17 protein-coding genes are annotated in these 17175 nt (G+C 44.3%); 16 read left to right on the top strand and 1 reads right to left on the bottom strand.

The genetic code is table 11. The features are described 5' to 3' along the window. The first annotated feature begins 12 nt into the window (after nucleotides 1-12). From CC90_RS0100445 to CC90_RS0100455, 3 genes are read left to right on the top strand one after another with little or no spacing between them, the layout of a single operon-like run. Nucleotides 13-276: an HPr family phosphocarrier protein gene (locus CC90_RS0100445; protein WP_031388875.1), complete on the top strand. Its 264-nt coding sequence runs from the start codon at nucleotides 13-15 to the stop codon at nucleotides 274-276. Between the two features lie 22 nt (nucleotides 277-298). Next, on the top strand, nucleotides 299-2005 hold the full coding sequence (ptsP, locus tag CC90_RS0100450; protein WP_031388876.1) for a phosphoenolpyruvate--protein phosphotransferase: 1707 nt from the start codon (nucleotides 299-301) through the stop codon (nucleotides 2003-2005). 18 nt (nucleotides 2006-2023) lie between these two features. Then, nucleotides 2024-2911, top strand: coding sequence for a class II fructose-bisphosphate aldolase (locus CC90_RS0100455; RefSeq protein WP_031388877.1), 888 nt, complete (start codon nucleotides 2024-2026; stop codon nucleotides 2909-2911). Between the two features lie 140 nt (nucleotides 2912-3051). On the opposite strand, the gene CC90_RS0100460 is transcribed toward CC90_RS0100455, so the two are convergent. Beyond that, nucleotides 3052-4233, bottom strand: a complete 1182-nt coding sequence (locus CC90_RS0100460) for a DUF5301 domain-containing protein (RefSeq protein WP_031388878.1) — start codon at nucleotides 4231-4233, stop codon at nucleotides 3052-3054. A gap of 241 nt (nucleotides 4234-4474) precedes the next feature. Between CC90_RS0100460 and CC90_RS22810 the strand changes: the two genes are divergently transcribed. From CC90_RS22810 to CC90_RS0100525, 13 genes are all read left to right on the top strand, one after another. Then, complete coding sequence (locus CC90_RS22810; protein ID WP_051869213.1) at nucleotides 4475-5005, top strand: MarR family winged helix-turn-helix transcriptional regulator; 531 nt, start codon at nucleotides 4475-4477, stop codon at nucleotides 5003-5005. Then, nucleotides 4959-5711, top strand: a complete 753-nt coding sequence (sufC, locus tag CC90_RS0100470; RefSeq protein ID WP_031388880.1) for a Fe-S cluster assembly ATPase SufC — start codon at nucleotides 4959-4961, stop codon at nucleotides 5709-5711. Before CC90_RS22810 ends, sufC begins: the two co-directional genes overlap by 47 nt. Nucleotides 5712-5722: 11 nt before the next feature. Beyond that, the gene (sufB, locus tag CC90_RS0100475; RefSeq protein ID WP_031388881.1) at nucleotides 5723-7129 is read left to right on the top strand and encodes a Fe-S cluster assembly protein SufB; all 1407 of its coding nucleotides are present in this window, start codon (nucleotides 5723-5725) and stop codon (nucleotides 7127-7129) included. A 13-nt stretch (nucleotides 7130-7142) separates the two neighbouring features. Then, the gene (locus CC90_RS0100480; RefSeq protein WP_031388882.1) at nucleotides 7143-8222 is read left to right on the top strand and encodes a SufB/SufD family protein; all 1080 of its coding nucleotides are present in this window, start codon (nucleotides 7143-7145) and stop codon (nucleotides 8220-8222) included. Then, nucleotides 8215-9444 (top strand): aminotransferase class V-fold PLP-dependent enzyme, encoded by a 1230-nt coding sequence (locus CC90_RS0100485; RefSeq protein WP_031388883.1) that lies wholly within the window; start codon nucleotides 8215-8217, stop codon nucleotides 9442-9444. The genes CC90_RS0100480 and CC90_RS0100485 overlap by 8 nt, the downstream gene beginning before the upstream one ends. Then, a complete protein-coding gene (gene sufU, locus CC90_RS0100490; protein WP_031388884.1) occupies nucleotides 9434-9862 on the top strand; it encodes a Fe-S cluster assembly sulfur transfer protein SufU in 429 nt (142 codons plus the stop codon). Before CC90_RS0100485 ends, sufU begins: the two co-directional genes overlap by 11 nt. Nucleotides 9863-9881: 19 nt before the next feature. After that, on the top strand, nucleotides 9882-11108 hold the full coding sequence (locus CC90_RS0100495) for an FprA family A-type flavoprotein (protein ID WP_031388885.1): 1227 nt from the start codon (nucleotides 9882-9884) through the stop codon (nucleotides 11106-11108). 278 nt (nucleotides 11109-11386) lie between these two features. Further along, nucleotides 11387-12007 carry a superoxide dismutase gene (locus CC90_RS0100500; protein WP_031388886.1) on the top strand — a complete coding sequence of 207 codons (621 nt, stop codon included), beginning with the start codon at nucleotides 11387-11389 and terminating at the stop codon, nucleotides 12005-12007. Between the two features lie 41 nt (nucleotides 12008-12048). Continuing rightward, complete coding sequence (locus CC90_RS0100505; RefSeq protein WP_031388887.1) at nucleotides 12049-12489, top strand: Dps family protein; 441 nt, start codon at nucleotides 12049-12051, stop codon at nucleotides 12487-12489. Between the two features lie 229 nt (nucleotides 12490-12718). Continuing rightward, on the top strand, nucleotides 12719-13162 hold the full coding sequence (locus CC90_RS0100510; protein ID WP_031388888.1) for an ACT domain-containing protein: 444 nt from the start codon (nucleotides 12719-12721) through the stop codon (nucleotides 13160-13162). A gap of 34 nt (nucleotides 13163-13196) precedes the next feature. Then, on the top strand, nucleotides 13197-14402 hold the full coding sequence (locus tag CC90_RS0100515) for a homoserine dehydrogenase (RefSeq protein ID WP_031388889.1): 1206 nt from the start codon (nucleotides 13197-13199) through the stop codon (nucleotides 14400-14402). 47 nt (nucleotides 14403-14449) lie between these two features. Beyond that, nucleotides 14450-15652 (top strand): cofactor-independent phosphoglycerate mutase, encoded by a 1203-nt coding sequence (locus tag CC90_RS0100520; RefSeq protein ID WP_031388890.1) that lies wholly within the window; start codon nucleotides 14450-14452, stop codon nucleotides 15650-15652. 166 nt (nucleotides 15653-15818) lie between these two features. Continuing rightward, entirely contained in the window at nucleotides 15819-17138 is a 1320-nt protein-coding gene (locus CC90_RS0100525) for an aspartate kinase (RefSeq protein WP_031388891.1), read from the top strand. The last annotated feature ends 37 nt before the right edge of the window (nucleotides 17139-17175 follow it).

Below are 17175 nucleotides of genomic sequence, written 5' to 3' on the forward strand. Positions count from 1 at the left end.
GGGGATGAACTTATGGTAAAAAGAAAAGTAGTGGTTGTAGCAAAGGCGGGACTGCATGCCCGGCCCGCAAACTTATTAACAAAAGAAGCACAGCATTTTCATTCCTCCGTTGAAATATCTGTAGGCGGCTCGCTTTACAATGCAAAATCATTGATTGGCATTTTGGCGGCTGGCGTTGACTGCGGTACGGAAATAGAAGTGGTTTGTGATGGGACAGATGAAAAAGAAGCTTGTGAAGCGGTTACTAATTTGATTACCGGCGGAATGGGTGAATAAGGGATAAAGGGGGCAAGTAGGTATGCACGGATATGGGGTTTCTAAAGGCTTATGCTACGCAAAAGTTTTGGTATTGAATGAAGAAGCCATTGCGTTCCCCGTAGAAATCGGGAGCCCTGCGGAAGAAGAAAGAAAATTTATGGATGCGCAAGCTGCTGTGCTCGAAGAAACGATCAGGCTTAGGGATAAGACAAATGAGACAGCGGGTGGAAATGCCGCAGATATTTTAGATGTCCATTGTTCCTTGCTAAAGGACAGCGGTTTAATAGAGCCGATTAAGGAAGAGATTGCAAAGCAAACGGGTGCGGCACTGGCTGTAGAGAAGGTAATGAATAGAGTCATTGCACAGTTTGAAGTGATGGAAAATGAGTACTTCGCCCAAAGAGCATTGGACATGAAGGATATTAAAGATAATTTGATATGTGAGATATTAAATATAAAAAAGCCGGATGTCAGTTCATTGCCGGAACCTACGATTATTGTAGGAAGCGATATCCCACCTTCCACCACAGCCGGAATGGATTTAAAAATGGTTTCGGGTATGCTGATGGAATTGGGAGGAATCACTTCACATACTGCGATATTGGCAAGAACACTCGACATCCCGGCAGTAGTGGGAGTGAGTGGCCTTCTGACAAAAGTAAAAACCGGAGATTTGATCGGTTTTGACGGTGAGACAGGAGAAATATTCCTTAATCTGAAGGAAAATGAAATAAAATCTTTGAAAAAGAAAATCGAGGAGCAAGACGAGGAAAAGTCCAGATGGAATAAATTCTCCGGAGAACCTGCTGTTACCAGCGACGGGAAAAAGTTTGATATCTTCGGAAATATTGGATCTCCTGATGATGTGGAAAAAGTCTTGGAAAGAGGAGGGGAAGGAATAGGATTGTTCCGGTCGGAATTTCTGTATCTTTCTTCGAAGATTCTGCCTGACGAAGAAAAGCAATATGATGCTTATAAAAAAGTGCTGGAGAAGATGGACGGGAGACCGGTCATTGTCAGAACCCTGGATATAGGGGGGGATAAGGATGTTCCGGCGCTTCGGCTGGCCAAAGAAGCTAATCCCTTCCTCGGACTTAGGGCGCTTCGGCTGTGCAGGCGGAAAGAAGATGTATTTCATACTCAACTGAGAGCTCTTCTTAGGGCATCGATATACGGTAACTTGAAAATCATGTTCCCCATGATATCTTCCATGGAAGAATTAATCTGGGCAAAAGATAAGCTGAGACAGTGTCAGGAGGAACTACAGAAGGAAATGGTTCCGTTTAAAGAGAAAATAGAGATAGGCATTATGGTAGAAATACCCGCAGTGGCAGTGATGGCGGAGTGTTTTGCGGGAGAATGTGATTTTTTCTCCATAGGAACTAATGATTTGACCCAGTATTCGCTGGCCGTGGACAGGGGAAATGAGACGGTTGCAGATCTTTATACGTATTACCATCCGGCGGTTATCCGATTGATCAAAATGGCTGTTGACGGAGCTCATAAAAACAACATTATATGCGGAATGTGCGGTGAAGCTGCAGGTGATCCGAAGATGATTCCCCTGCTTGTGGGAATGGGATTGGATGAATACAGTATGGCGGCGGCATCCATACCGGAAGTTAAGGAATGGATCGGTAAGCTGAACACGGAAAAATGCAAAGAACTTGTGGAACAGATTCTCAGGCTGAGTACAGCAAAGGAAATAGAAGAGATGCTGCGCAAATTCTATATACAAAATAAGTAAAGGAAAAGGAGAGATAAGATGTTAGTATCAATGGCGGAAATATTAAAAAAAGCAAGAAAAGGCGGTTATGGAGTTCCTGCCGTGGCAGCAGTAAATGAATTGTCTGCGAGAGCGTGTGTCGCGGCAGCAGAAGAAACGAATTCTCCGTTAATCATGCTCTGCGGTTATGGACACAACCCTGATATGGATTACTTTGGAAGAATTCTAAATGATATGGCAACAAAAACATATGTGCCTGTGGCATTGATTTTAGACCACAGCGCTACATATGAAGAGGCGGTGAAAGGAATACGTGCCGGATTTAATACAATTATGGTCGACCGTTCCAAGCTTCCGTATGAAGAAAACATAGCACAGGTAAAAGAATTGGTTCGAATAGCACATGCTGCAGGTATTGGAGTAGAGGCTGAACTCGGTCATGTGGGAGTTGGGGAAAACTATAAAGTTGACGGAATCTCTGCTCTGACTGTTCCGGAAGAAGCGGTGAGATATGTGGAAGAAACAGGTGTTGACTGCCTCGCTGTTGCAATCGGTACGGCGCATGGTGTTTATAAAGGGGAACCGAAATTAAGATTTGACTTATTGGAAGAATTGGCAGAGAAGGTACCCGTTCCGCTTGTTCTCCACGGCGGTTCCGGCACCGGAGATGCGAACCTTGCACTGGCATGCAGAAAGGGTATCAGTAAAGTTAATATAGCCAATGATTTGTTTAAGGGAGCATACGATAAAATTCAGGAAGTAGGAATGGAAGGCAATAATATCTATGCATTGTTTCCAATGCTTGAACTGGGATATAAGGAAACGGCAAAACACTATATGAAGACTTTCGGATGTGCCGGACAGGCATGGACGGGCAAACAGTACGTTTCGACGGATTCCATTCCTGACATAAACGAAGCAAAGTAAGAGAAAGATGAAAAGAACTGCCCTGCTGACTGAAATTAAGTCAGCAGGGCAGTTCTTGTGCCGATAAAAATGCTGCAATCTAAGTAAAAGTACAAGACCACCTGCTCACCGGAAAACTGGATACTAATTATATGATTGCTCTATTCATAAAGGCTCCCCGCCGTAAGATTACTCCACAATTCTGATAGTTCCGAATAAAGCTCCTGCGATAGTATTGAGTACCATCCGTCTTTACCGGACTGCAAGACTGCCCGGCCATCCTCCAGCAGATAGGCATAGAAGTCATGGCTTTCATTTGCTTCAGGGAATGTCTGATGAATCTGAAAGCACTCCTTCAGAGTGGAAATGTCAATTCCCTCCCATGCTGCTGACTTTACCATAACATCCATAATGACTGTGTCCGCAAGCTCGCTGCTCTCAAGCGGATACTCCGATATAATCTTTCCGTTTTCCAGCTTTGCCATGCTGTACAATGGTGTTTCTGCTATAGGAAAATCAATAAGTATCTGAATCTGCTCCGGGCTTTCTGCATATTTCCGCACGTCACTGCCGACAAGCTCATCGGCCTGCTGGCGGGTATAATGATAGACTGTGTCGTCATCTGACAGATTGCCGATCGTCACATAAAAATCCTCCAGATTGTCAATCAGAGCAAAAAGGAGCAACGCATTTTTATCAAGCTGCCGAAGGCTATAGGAAGTATTGTCCTCTTCTATAAGAATCCACTCTACACCGCGTTCATTTCCAGTGGTGCGCAGTTCAAAATGGTCATGAAGCAAACCGCCCGGAAGAGGAAGCAAACTGAGTAGTTTGCCCACCGCAGAACTATCCCCCACATAGGGTGTCCTGGATTTCCACAACTCTTGTGCATTTATGGAAACGCCACTATTTGCAGTGTAAATCTTTACGATGGCAGTACCCGCTTCACGAGTTGTCTTATAAATTCCGGCATAAGGTTCTTCAATATAGTATTTTTCATTATCGTTGTACAAGTAGAACCTGCGGTCGTTTATGCTTTCGATGTTAATCTGAAAGTAATCGTTCCGGTTGGGTGCGTCATTGACGGACTGCTGAAGCGTCTTATCGGTGTTCGCCAGCACATTCAGTACAGCTTCCACATCCGTTTTTTGGGAGATGTGGATTGTGCCGGAACTTTCGCCCTCGTTTATCTGTTCAATCGTAATGCTCATTACTTCGCTGCTTTGCGGCAGGGGAACAGGAACCTTCCTCGCGGCGCCCCCAAAGATTAAGGCAGCTGCTGCCACAGCCATTATCATGATGACGAACAACGTTATCACAGGCGTATTAATTTTGTTTGCCATTATAAACCTCCACTGCAGGACATCACCATCGTTTGACAAGGTCACACACGGCCGAAGAAGATCTTGTCAAACGATGGCAGCCGTTCTTGTTAGCATAATATCACTTTGCATGGCAGCTGTCGAACTTTATATTTATTATATTTAGATACTGCGAACCAATATTGTTTAGTAGATAAATAATATTGACTTTTTGTTTGTTTGGACATATACTAAAGTCGAGTAATGAAATGGGAGGTATACTATGAACTGTAAAGTGACAGAAAAAATATTTGAGGTAATGAATATGCTTTTGGAAGAACAAAAAAAGCCGCGGGAATATGGCGGGCAGCTTTTGTATCATTCAGAGGTTGTTTTCTTAGATGTTGTCCATAGGTTTCCGGAATTGAATGTCAGCGAAATGTCCAGTCTTTTACGAATTACAAAAGGAGCTGTCACTCAATTTTCCGTGAAGCTTTCTAACAAAGAGCTTTTGGAGATTTATACGAAGACCGGGAACAAGAAAGAAAAATATTTCCGTCTGACGACAGCAGGAGAAGAAGTTCGCAAAGAACATCTAAGTTTTCACGAAAACACAAATAGGAGTTTGTGTAATTATTTGAAAACTTTAGGTGCGGATGAAACGAAGACGATTTTTAATTTTTTAAATCATTTAAAAGATTGCGTACCGTTTTGCGAATTCGATTGTATGTGCAGTTCTGGAAATGAAAAAGGAGGAGAAAACGAAAATGAGCCAAACATTGTTGAAGATAAACAATTTATATGCAACGCTTGAGTCGGATATAGAAATTATCCGCGGACTGGATTTAAACATTGATACGGGGGAAACTCATGTAATTATGGGTCCTAACGGTGCAGGAAAGTCCACGCTTGCCAATGTAATCATGGGACATCCGGATTATATTGTGAGGTCGGGCAGTATATGCTGGCAAGGCGAGGACATCGTTGATCTGGCTACAAATGAGAGGGCTAAGAGAGGCATCTTTTTGTCATTTCAGACACCGGAAGAAATCGACGGAATAACTATGAGGGACTTTCTGAAATCTGCGAAAGCGGCCACGGATGGGAAGCCGATGCCTATGCTGGCATTCAGAAAACAACTGGAAGATACATTAAATATGCTGCAAATGGACAAGGCTTATGCCGATAGGTATGTAAACTTTGGCTTTTCCGGCGGAGAAAAGAAGAAAAGTGAAATCTTGCAACTGTTGATGATGGATACCAAGCTGGCCATTTTAGATGAAACCGACTCAGGTCTCGATGTGGATGCTGTAAAAACGGTAAGGGAAGGAATTGCTCATTACAAGAATCAGGATAAGGATCATTCCCTTTTGATTATCTCTCATAGTACGAAGCTGTTAAGGGATTTGCCGGTGGATTATGTTCATGTTTTGGTAAACGGTAAAATAGTCCATACCGGAGGAAAGGAACTGATACAGAAAATTGACCGAGAGGGATTTGCAGATTTCCTCCAAAAGTGAGGTGAATTAGGTTGGAAAAGAAGAAAACACAAATAGAAGAATTTGAACGTAATATTTATGACATATATGATACAGATAATATTGATTATCAGGTAAAACGAGGACTTACCGAAGACATTGTGACTGAAATCTCGAAAAATAAAAATGACCCTGAGTGGATGCTTGCGCTTCGCAAGAAATCTTTAAAGATATATAACGAAACGGAACTTCCCAAGTGGGGACCTTCCCTTCATGAACTCGATATGGACAATATTGTAACTTACGTGCGTCCAAAGGCCGTTATGACCGATGACTGGAAGGAGCTGCCGGATGATATTAGGGGTACGTTCGAGCGTCTGGGTATTCCGGAGGCAGAATGGAAATCTCTTTCGGGCGTGGGAGCGCAGTATGATTCTGAAGTGGTTTATCATAGCATGAGAGAGCAGCTGCTGGAACAAGGTGTCATTTATACGGATATGGAGACCGCGCTGCGCGAATATGAAGATATTGTAAAAGAGTATTTTATGAAGCTTCTTCCGGCGACGGAACATAAATTTATGGCCCTTCATGGTGCGGTATGGTCGGGCGGTTCTTTCGTATACGTTCCGGAAGGCGTTAAGGTAAATATGCCTTTACAGTCTTACTTTCGCCTGAATGCGCCGGGGGCCGGGCAGTTTGAGCATACCTTGATCATATGCGAGAAAAATTCCAGTCTGCATTTTATCGAAGGGTGCTCCGCCCCGAGGCACAATACGATAAACCTCCATGCCGGTGGTGTAGAGCTGTATATAAAAGAAGGAGCCACACTTCGTTATTCCACCATAGAAAACTGGTCGAAAAATATGCTTAATCTAAATACAAAACGGGCGCTTGTTGAAAAAGACGCCAAAATCGAATGGGTTTCGGGAACCTTTGGCTCGCACATCACCATGTTGTACCCGATGAGTATACTGAAAGGAGAAAACGCCAAGAGTGAATTTACAGGAGTCAGCTTTGCAAGCAGTAACCAGTATCTCGATACGGGGTCAAAGGTAGTTCATGCGGCGCCGAACACATCTTCCACGATTTCTTCCAAATCCATTTCCAAGAACGGCGGAAATGCTACTTATCGCAGCTCGGTGACCATAATGCCGCAGGCGAAGAACAGCAAATGCAGCGTTATTTGCGAGTCACTTATGTTGGATGATAAGTCGCGCTCGGATACCATTCCCGTTATGGATGTGAGGAATGATAAGGCAGATATCGGGCATGAGGCTAAAATAGGAAGAATAAGCGAAAAGTCTATCTATTATCTTATGACCCGCGGATTGAGTGAAGAAGAAGCAAAGGCCCTTATTGTAAGAGGGTTTGTGGAACCCGTAACAAAAGAACTGCCGCTGGAATATGCGGTGGAAATGAACCGTTTGATCGGCCTTGAATTAGAAGGAAGCATTGGATAAAGGAGGAAGGACGTTGGGGATTTCATTTGCAAATATTAATCAATTGCCGGTACCTACATGGAACCAGCTTAAAATAAACAGCGTTTCTCTCGATGTCGCAGAGGATGGCTTGAACAGTTATTCGAAGGAAGCCAAGCTTACTTTGCCGGAAAAGGTGCAGGCCGACCGTTTTTTTGTCGAACCGGAATCTGCGAAAATTCCCGGTTCTATGAAACAAAATTATGATTTTGTCTCAAAAAATCATAACAGTGTCTTTGCATTAACGATTCCGGAAGGTGCTACGCCGGATTCGCCGGTTATCATAGAGTATTCTTTGGATAAAAACAACAGCTTGTTAAATGATTATATATATATTAAAGCGGAAAAGGGCTGCGAGGTTACAGTTATTATAAAGTATGGCAGCAATAACTGCGAAAATGCTTTCCACTGTGGCTTTACATTTTTGGAAGCGGGAGAAAACGCGAAGGTTAAATTAATAAAAGTACAGACGCTGTCTAAGAAGGCCAATCATGTTGATGCGGTGGCGGTATGGTCCAAAGACCGGGCGGCAGCAGATATTATACTGAACGAATTGGGAAGCGAGAGAACGGCCGCTTCGTGCAATATCGTTTTGAAGGGCGAACAAAGCAGCGGGAATTTGGGTGGAATATATATCGGTAAAAATCAGGAAGAAATGGATTTAAACTACCGCATTGAGTTTGCTGCGAAAGAAACAGAAGGAGAAATCACCGTAAGAGGGACTTTGGCGGATTCTTCCAAAAAGACGCTGAAAAGCACCCTGGATTTTATGACAGGAGCTTCCGGATCAAAAGGAAGAGAAGAAGAAATCGTACTCACACTCAGCGATAAAGCTGTTAATCTTTCCGCACCGCTTTTGCTTTGCGGCGAGGATGATGTGGAGGGCAGGCATGCGACTTCTACGGGAAGACCCGATCCGGGCAAGCTGCATTACCTTATGTGCAGGGGATTTGACAGAAAGGAAGCCGAGCGATTGCTTGTAGAAGCCTCCTTTACGCCTCTGTTAAATAAAATTGAGATGCCGAAAATCAAACAGGAAATCAAGGAATATATTGGAGCGAGCATTCATGGATAATAATTATAGAAAAGACTTTCCTCTGCTGCTCACCCGCGAAGAAAAGGGCAGGCGGCTGGTATATTTAGACAGTGCGGCAACCAGCCAAAAGCCTCTTTCTGTGATAAAGGCAATAGAGGGATATTATAGAAATTATACTGCAAATCCGCACAGAGGAGCCTATACTTTGAGCGAGGATGCAACAGGATTATACGAGAAAGCAAGAGAAAAGGCAGCGCATTTTATTGGCTGCAATAATCCGCAGGAAATTGTATTTACCGCGGGAACGACAGAGGCTATTAATATGGTCGCCCTATCATATGGCAGAGCGGCTGTAAAAGAGGGTGACGAGATATTGATAACTGTTGCCGAGCACCATAGCAACCTCTTGCCCTGGCAGCGTCTGGCAAAGGAAAAGAAAGCGGTTTTGCGCTATGTATATGGAGATGAACAAGGGCAGATATCCCTTGGGGAATGGGAAGAAAAGATAAACAGTCGTACAAAGATTGTAGCTCTGGGGCACATATCCAATGTGCTTGGAGGTATTAATCCGGTAGAAGAGATTTCCCGTATGGCCCATAGACATGGAGCTGTTGTTGTGCTGGATGGAGCGCAGAGCGTTCCCCATATAAAAATAAATGTAAAAGAACTGGATGTGGACTTCCTGGCGTTTTCCGGGCATAAAATGCTGGCACCTGCAGGAATTGGCGTATTGTATGCCAGAAAGGGCCTCCTCGACTCCATGGAGCCCCTTATGCTGGGAGGCGGGATTGTAGAAGAGGTGGGGGAGCAGTCGGTAGTTTTTATGGATGCTCCCTGGAAAATGGAGGCAGGAACCCCGAATGTGGAAGGTGCGGCAGGACTTGCGGCAGCGATAGATTATTTGAATCAGGTAGGGTGGACAAATATCCATAATATAGAAAAACAACTGCTGGAATATGCGCTGGAAAGATTGAACGGGCTGAACGAGGTGGAGGTGTATGGTTCCAAACATCCGGAAAATAGAGCGGGAATCCTTGCCTTCAATGTGAAAGATGTACATCCTCACGATGTCGCCAGCATTTTGAATAGCTATGGAGTAGCGATTCGGGCCGGACACCATTGTGCCCAGCCGCTGATGAAGCATTTGGGCGTTTCTTCGACATGCAGAGCCAGTTTTTACCTCTATAATACATTGGAGGATGTGGATATTTTTATCGATGCTTTATCAAAGGTAAGAGAGGTGCTTGGATATGGAACTTAATGAATTATATTCGGAGGTAATAAAAGAACACAGCATTTCAGGCCATAATAAAAAACATCTTCCTTATGCAACTATTGTGGCACCCGGCAGGAATCCCAGCTGCGGAGATGAAATAGAACTTGAACTACAGATGGAGAATGGTATAATAAAAGATAGTGCTTTTACCGGAGTAGGATGTGCAATTTCACAGGCATCTATTTCGATTATGATAGATTTGGTGCGTGGCAGGACTGCCCAGGATGCCAGGAGACTGGCGGAGCTGTTTCTGAAAATGGCGCTTAGACAGCCTCTTTTGCCTGACGAGCTGCAGGAACTGGAAGATGCGGCAGCATTACAGAACATTTCCGATATGCCGGCGCGGGTAAAATGTGCCACTATGCCATGGCATACTCTGTTAAAAGCATTGGACAGCATTTGATAAAAGGAGATTACTGAAAATGGAAGTGGTAAGGAATATTACGCAGGATACGATATGGGTGGGCGGCGGCGATGTACGTCTGGCTCTGTTTGAAAACATGTTTCCGCTGGAGAACGGAGTGAGCTACAATTCTTTTCTTATATCCGATGAGAAAACGGCGCTGGTCGATACGGTAGATGAATCGGTAGGAAGACAGTTTATTGAAAACATAAAGGCTGCACTGAACGGCCGGACACTTAACTACCTTATCATAAATCATATGGAACCCGATCATTGTGCGAATATTGATGAAATTTGCCGCTTGTTTCCTGAAGCTCAAATTGTAGGCAATAAGAAAACCTTTCAAATGATAGAACAGTTTTATGATATCGATATAACGGGACGTACACTCGAGGTTAAGGATGGGGACAGCCTTACACTGGGGGTACATACTCTTCGTTTTATCTTTGCGCCGATGGTTCACTGGCCGGAGGTCATGTTTACCTATGACGCTTATGACAAGATACTTTTTTCGGCGGATGCGTTCGGTACTTTCGGCGGATATACAGGAAATCTGTTCAGCGATGAAACCGATTACGAGGAACTGTATTTAAACGAAGCGAGAAGATATTATGCGAACATTGTCGGTAAGTACGGCGTACAAGTACAAGCTGCGATGAAGAAAACGGCAGATTTGGATATTCAAATGATCTGTCCTCTGCACGGTCCGGTACTGCGCGGGGCACAGATGAGCGAACTGCTGGACAAATATGCTGTCTGGAGTTCCTATCAGCCGGAGGAAAGAGGCGTATTACTGGTGTATGCATCCATGTATGGCAATACGGAAAATGCGGTAAGACTATTGGCAAATTTTCTTGCGGGGAACGGTGTTAAAAACATAAGGATTTACGATGTGTCCAAGACACATTTTTCTACGATTGTGGCGGATGCGTTCCGTTTCAGCCATCTGGTATTCGCATCTCCCACCTATAACCTGAAGCTTTACGGGGCTATGGAAAATGTGATTAAAGATTTGGCAGCCTTAAATCTGCAAAACAGAGATGTCAGCGTCTTGGGCAACGGTTCATGGGCGCCGGCAGCAGGCAAAGCCATGGCGTGTATGCTGTCTGAAATGAAGGACATGCGCCTTATCGGTGATGTCTTCGAAATAAAATCAGCGCTGAAAAAAGAGCAGTATTCTGCGCTGGAGGACTTGGCAGAATCAATTTCATCATCAGTTTTATCTGTGGATAGGGAACCGGCATAAGCGGTAACTTAGTTACTGTTCACACAGTAGCTTAACACTTGCTGTTAAGCTACGTAAGAATATGATGCAAGAGATGATTTCTGCATCGCGGAGCGAATTTAAATGCAGAAATCATGCGTTACTTAGAGCGGAGTGAACAGTAACGTAACTTATATCCATACGGCAATTAAATATTTTTTAGTATTGATATATAAGAGGTTTTTTGATATAATGTAGTTAGTTATAACTAACTTGAAAATTATTAATTATTAGTATGTAAATGATAAAGGAGGTTGCTTATGTATAAACAATACCAATTAACTTATGATTTTAACTCTCTGGAACCCTATATTGATGCGCTGACCATGGAAACGCACTATTCCAAACACCATGCAGCATATACGAAAAATCTCAATGATGCTGTTGAAAAAGCAGGCATTGAAAACAAAAGCATAGAAACACTGCTTGCTTCTCTGGGGAAGATTGGCGATGATAAGCTGCGTACTGCAATCCGTAATAATGGCGGCGGCTTTTATAACCATAATCTTTATTTTTCGACGATGAGCCCTAACGGGGGAGGAGAACCTGAAGGCGATTTAGCCAAAGCAATAGCTGACAGTTTTGAGAATTTCTCTTTATTCAAAGAAAAACTGACCGCTCTTGCATTAGGTCAATTCGGCTCCGGATGGGCATGGTTATCTGCAGGGCCGAATGGTGAGCTGAAACTTTCCGCCAGCCCGAACCAGGATAATCCGATAATCGAAGGCAGCAGTTATATTCCTATTTTGGGAATTGATGTCTGGGAGCATGCTTATTACTTGAAATATAAGAATATAAGAGCCGATTATGTAAAAGAGTATTTTAATGTTATTGATTGGAAGAGTGTGGCAGAATATTATAAACGTGCAAGAGATATTTAGAACAGTTTGTGTAAAACATTAAAACCGAAGGAGGTACAAATATGTCGAATAAATTATATGAAAAAATGAATTTGTATCTGGCTAATCAGGAAGTAAATTATTTAAAGCTTTTAAATTTACATTGGTATGTAAAAGGACGTAGTTTCTTTACACTTCATTCGAGGCTGGAAGAGCTTTATGGTCATACAGCATCTGTTATAGACAGTGTTGCTGAACGATTGCTCGCCTTAGGAGAATCGCCTGTTGCAAACATGCAATCGGCACTGAATGCAGCGACTATTAAAGAGCGCAGCGATACTCCTATTTCATCGGATGAGACAGTTGAACTCTTAATTACAGATATCCGGTATTGGATTAACGATACACAGGAAATTGTAAGGCTGGCAGAGGAAGCCGGCGATGGTGTTACGGCAGACCAATTTAATGATTATTTGGGCGAATACCAAAAGTTATTGTGGATGCTGGAATCCTATGTTTCATAAGCAAATAGTTGAAGACCTGATGCCCCGGTACATGCCGGGGCATTAAGTTCGTGTTGTATTATTTGGAAATTATTTTAGAAAAAGTTCATATTTTTTATTGCCTTATTTTGTGTAATATGCTACAATATCCCTCGTCGACACACAAGTGTCCGCGAGATAAAAACACTCAAATACAAGTGTATTCATTAGGCGGACATAAAATTGGAAACGAAGGATGAAAGGTGTTTGTATGGATACGGCAAATGGGTATTTTGTTGTTAAAAAGAAGGCAATCCCGGAAGTGCTTCTGAAAGTGGTAGAAGCGAAACGCCTTTTGGAGACCGGAAAGGTACAGAGCGTGCATGAGGCCACGGAGCAGGTTGGTATCAGCAGAAGTTCCTTCTATAAATATAAGGACGATATCTTTCAGTTCCACGACAACGCGCAGGGAACGACGATTACGCTTACGTTTCAGATGGATGATGAACCGGGACTGTTATCGGATGTGCTGAAGGTAATCGCGGATTTCAAAGCGAATATTCTTACGATTCACCAGAGCATTCCCATCAATGGAGTAGCGTCTTTAAGCATCAGTGTGCAAGTGCTTCCGACAACCGGCGATGTGTCGGAGATGCTGGAGTCGCTTGAGAAAAAGCAGGGAGTCCATTACGTAAAAGTATTGGCGAAAGAATAAAAGTCCGAAGACAGGACAGAGCGGAGGAGATCAAATGATAAATGTAGCAGTTTTAGGATATGGCACGGTAGGCAGCGGAGTCGTAGAGGTAATTGGTAAAAATAAAGAGGAGATAAGTAAGAAAGCGGGGGAAGAGCTGGGTATCAAGTACATTCTCGACCTTAGGGAGTTTCCCGGTGACCCTTATGAAGATAAAGTTGTACACGATGTGGATGTTATCTTGACCGATCCGGACGTTAGCATTATTTGCGAGACGATGGGCGGTATAGAGCCTGCGTATACTTTTTCCAAGAGGGCGCTTATGAGCGGTAAGAGCGTATGTACTTCCAACAAGGAACTGGTAGCCAGCCACGGGCCGGAATTGATTCGTCTGGCGAAAGAAAATAACTGCAACTATCTCTTCGAAGCCAGCGTAGGCGGCGGTATTCCGATTATCCGTCCCATGAACTATTCCCTTACGGCTGAGAAGATCGATGCCATTACCGGTATTTTAAATGGCACGACCAACTATATCCTCTCCAAGATGGCGGCAGAGGGAGCTGATTTCGAAGATGTGCTGAAGGAAGCGCAGGAAAAGGGATATGCGGAGCGCAACCCTGAAGCGGACGTGGAAGGCTATGACGCATGCCGCAAGATTGCAATTTTATCTTCCTTGATGACCGGGAAAAATGTAAGATATGAAGATATATATACAGAGGGAATTACGAAAATAACAGCGACAGATTTCGTATATGCCAAAGCCATGGGACGTTCCATTAAGCTATTGGCCCTCAGCAGGGAAAACGGCGGTGATTTTTATGCGATGGTGGCACCTTTTATGATTCCTGTAAGCCATCCCCTTTACAGCGTGAACGACGTGTTCAATGCGGTGTTCGTTCATGGCAATATGCTCGGGGATTCCATGTATTACGGACGCGGTGCAGGTAAGCTTCCCACAGCCAGCGCGGTGGTATCCGACGTGGTGGATTGTGCACGCCATGCGGGCAAGACCATTATGTGCTTCTGGGATACGGAGAATGTGAAACTTACCGATGTAGCACAGGTGAAGCATAAATTCTTCGTCCGTACAAAGGCGGAGCTTGAGAAGAAGGCCCTGGAGGTGTTTGGTTCCGTTGGAGTAATAGAAGCGGATGTAGCAGGGGAGTTCGCGTTTGTAACAGACGAAATGACGGAGAAGGAATTTGCGGGGAAAGCGGAAGAATTAGGTTGTGTGCTTAACAGAATCCGCATAGAGAGCTAATAAGCACATTGCTTGCCGGAATACGTAAAAGAAAAGAGGATTCAGAAATGAAATATATTATCGTTCTGGGAGACGGTATGGCGGATGAGCCGATAGAGTCTTTAGGGAATAAGACTCCGTTGGCTTATGCCGATACACCTGTTATGGACAGGCTCAGTAAGAAATCGGAAATTGGAATGGTACACACGATACCGGAGGGAATGAGCCCCGGCTCGGACACGGCGAATCTATCAGTACTTGGCTATGACCCTAAGGTTTATTATTCGGGAAGGTCGCCGTTAGAGGCTTTAAGTATCGGCGTTCCCATGAAGGATACAGACATCGCTCTCAGATGTAATATCGTAACGATATCGGAAGAAGACATTCCCTTTGAGGAAAGAACGATCATAGATCATAGCTCCGGCGAAATCAGCACGGAGGACTGTGCGGTTCTGCTGGAGGCCGTAAGGAAGGAACTGGAGACGGATATTTACAAATTCTATGTAGGGACGAGCTACAGGCACTGCCTGATTTGGGACAAAGGGACAGTGGTGGAATTGACGCCTCCCCACGATGTACTTACCCAGGTCATCGGCAAGTATCTTCCGGAGGATGCGGTTCTGCGCGAGATGATGGAGAAGAGTTACCATATTCTGGCAAACCATCCCATCAATGTAGAAAGAAAAAAGAAGGGGCTAAATCCGGCCAATTGCTGTTGGTTCTGGGGAGCAGGGACGAAGCCTATGCTCAGCTCCTTCGAGGAGAAGACAGGGAAAAAAGGAATGATGGTATCAGCCGTGGATTTGCTTAAGGGAATTGCGGTGGGCGCAGGAATGGGAGTCAGCATCGTAGAAGGCGCCAATGGCGGCTTACATACGAATTATGAGGGAAAGACGCAAGCTGCCCTGAAAGCCATTCTTGAGGACGGATATGACTTCGTCTATATCCATATTGAAGCGCCTGATGAAATGGGCCATCAGGGAAGCACAGAGCGCAAGGTGTTGGCAATCGAATATCTGGATGAGAAAGTGCTTAAGCCCCTGACGGACAAACTGGATGAAGAAGGAACCGACTACCGCCTTATGGTGCTGCCGGATCATCCCACTCCGGTCCGCATAAGAACGCATACGTCGGACAGTGTGCCTTATCTGCTCTATGACAGCAGCAGACCCCTTAAGTCGAACCGGAGGTATAATGAAGAGGAAGCGAAGGCCGGCGGCATCAATATTGCGCAAGGGCATGAACTGATAAATCATCTCTTTGAGCAATAAGAGGGCAAATGGTTAGGATATTATTTATTCGGCATCAGCGTAGACGATGTTCGGCAAATATGGATTTCCATAGAATATATTATCAGGGTAAATGCACGTAGGTTTATCCTGATATTTATGAGATATGAGATTTATAATAAGCATAAAACGAGGAGAAGAAGAGATTATGACGAAGGTAGTGAAGTTTGGCGGAAGCTCTTTGGCCAGCGCAGAGCAGTTCATGAAGGTAGGGGATATCATCCGTTCCGATGCGGAGAGAAAGCTTGTGGTGCCGTCAGCACCCGGGAAACGCGATTCCAAGGACACCAAGGTAACGGATATGCTCTATGCCTGTTATGCGGCTGCGGAGGCAGGAGAGGATTTCAAGGCTCAGCTGAAAGCGATAAAGGCGCGATATGAGGAGATTATCAAGGGATTGCATCTGGATTTGTCTTTGGAAGAAGAGTTTAAGGTGATTGAAAAACAGTTCAAGGAAAAAGCAGGTGATAATTATGCGGCTTCCAGAGGAGAATATCTGAATGGCATCATCATGGCGGCGTATCTTGGCTATGAATTCGTGGATGCGGCAACGGTAATTTTTTTCAATGATGATGGCGAATTTGACACAGAAAAAACCAAAAAAACTTTATCGGAACGCTTAAAGAAAACGGAAAGGGCTGTTATTCCCGGATTCTACGGAGCATATGAGGACGGAAGAGTAAAGACATTTTCCAGAGGTGGCTCCGATATTACAGGTTCTATCGTAGCGGGTGCGGTAAAAGCGGATGTATATGAGAACTGGACGGACGTATCGGGATTTCTCGTGGCGGACCCCAGAATCATCGACACGCCTCCTGGAATCGATACGATTACTTACAGGGAGCTGAGGGAGCTTTCTTATATGGGGGCTACCGTTCTCCATGAAGATGCAATTTTCCCTGTACGAAAGGAAGGTATTCCGATTAATATCCGCAACACGAATTCTCCCCTCGATGAAGGAACCTGGATTGTGGAAAGCACCTGTCAGAAATCGAAATATGTAATTACGGGTATTGCAGGAAAGAAAGGCTTCTGTGCGGTTAATATCGAGAAAGATATGATGAACTCGGAAATTGGCTTCGGAAGGAAGGTTTTGCAATCGTTCGAAGATAATGGAATTTCCTTCGAGCATGTTCCTTCGGGAATCGATACGATGACGGTGTTCGTTCATCAAGATGAATTCATGGATAAGGAGCAGAAGGTAGTATCTTCGCTTCACAGGCTGGCTGATCCGGATATGGTAGATATCGAATCGGATTTGGCGTTGATTGCGGTAGTTGGACGGGGAATGAAATCTACGAGAGGAACTGCGGGCAGAATATTCTCGGCACTGGCACATGCGAATGTAAACGTCAGGATGATCGATCAGGGGTCCAGTGAGCTGAATATTATTATCGGAGTTTCGGATGAGGATTTTGAGAGCGCGATACGGGCGATATATAATATTTTTGTGGAAGTACAGTTATAAAAAAAGTGTCCGAAGAAATTAGACCTTGCGGTTTGCT

The sequence above is a fragment of the Kineothrix alysoides genome, from assembly GCF_000732725.1.
Classification (GTDB): Bacteria; Bacillota; Clostridia; order Lachnospirales; family Lachnospiraceae; genus Kineothrix; species Kineothrix alysoides.

Bases quoted from the DNA above. Each gene is read 5' to 3' on its own strand.
- CC90_RS0100455 (WP_031388877.1), top strand. From the start codon at position 2,024: ATGTTAGTATCAATGGCGGAAATATTAAAAAAAGCAAGAAAAGGCGGT.
- CC90_RS0100510 (WP_031388888.1), top strand. From the start codon at position 12,719: ATGGATACGGCAAATGGGTATTTTGTTGTTAAAAAGAAGGCAATCCCG.
- CC90_RS0100495 (WP_031388885.1), top strand. From the start codon at position 9,882: ATGGAAGTGGTAAGGAATATTACGCAGGATACGATATGGGTGGGCGGC.
- CC90_RS0100500 (WP_031388886.1), top strand. From the start codon at position 11,387: ATGTATAAACAATACCAATTAACTTATGATTTTAACTCTCTGGAACCC.
- CC90_RS0100520 (WP_031388890.1), top strand. From the start codon at position 14,450: ATGAAATATATTATCGTTCTGGGAGACGGTATGGCGGATGAGCCGATA.
- CC90_RS0100460 (WP_031388878.1), bottom strand. From the start codon at position 4,233: ATGGCAAACAAAATTAATACGCCTGTGATAACGTTGTTCGTCATCATG.
- ptsP (WP_031388876.1), top strand. From the start codon at position 299: ATGCACGGATATGGGGTTTCTAAAGGCTTATGCTACGCAAAAGTTTTG.
- sufC (WP_031388880.1), top strand. From the start codon at position 4,959: ATGAGCCAAACATTGTTGAAGATAAACAATTTATATGCAACGCTTGAG.
- CC90_RS0100525 (WP_031388891.1), top strand. From the start codon at position 15,819: ATGACGAAGGTAGTGAAGTTTGGCGGAAGCTCTTTGGCCAGCGCAGAG.
- CC90_RS0100485 (WP_031388883.1), top strand. From the start codon at position 8,215: ATGGATAATAATTATAGAAAAGACTTTCCTCTGCTGCTCACCCGCGAA.
- CC90_RS22810 (WP_051869213.1), top strand. From the start codon at position 4,475: ATGAACTGTAAAGTGACAGAAAAAATATTTGAGGTAATGAATATGCTT.
- CC90_RS0100505 (WP_031388887.1), top strand. From the start codon at position 12,049: ATGTCGAATAAATTATATGAAAAAATGAATTTGTATCTGGCTAATCAG.
- CC90_RS0100445 (WP_031388875.1), top strand. From the start codon at position 13: ATGGTAAAAAGAAAAGTAGTGGTTGTAGCAAAGGCGGGACTGCATGCC.
- sufU (WP_031388884.1), top strand. From the start codon at position 9,434: ATGGAACTTAATGAATTATATTCGGAGGTAATAAAAGAACACAGCATT.
- CC90_RS0100515 (WP_031388889.1), top strand. From the start codon at position 13,197: ATGATAAATGTAGCAGTTTTAGGATATGGCACGGTAGGCAGCGGAGTC.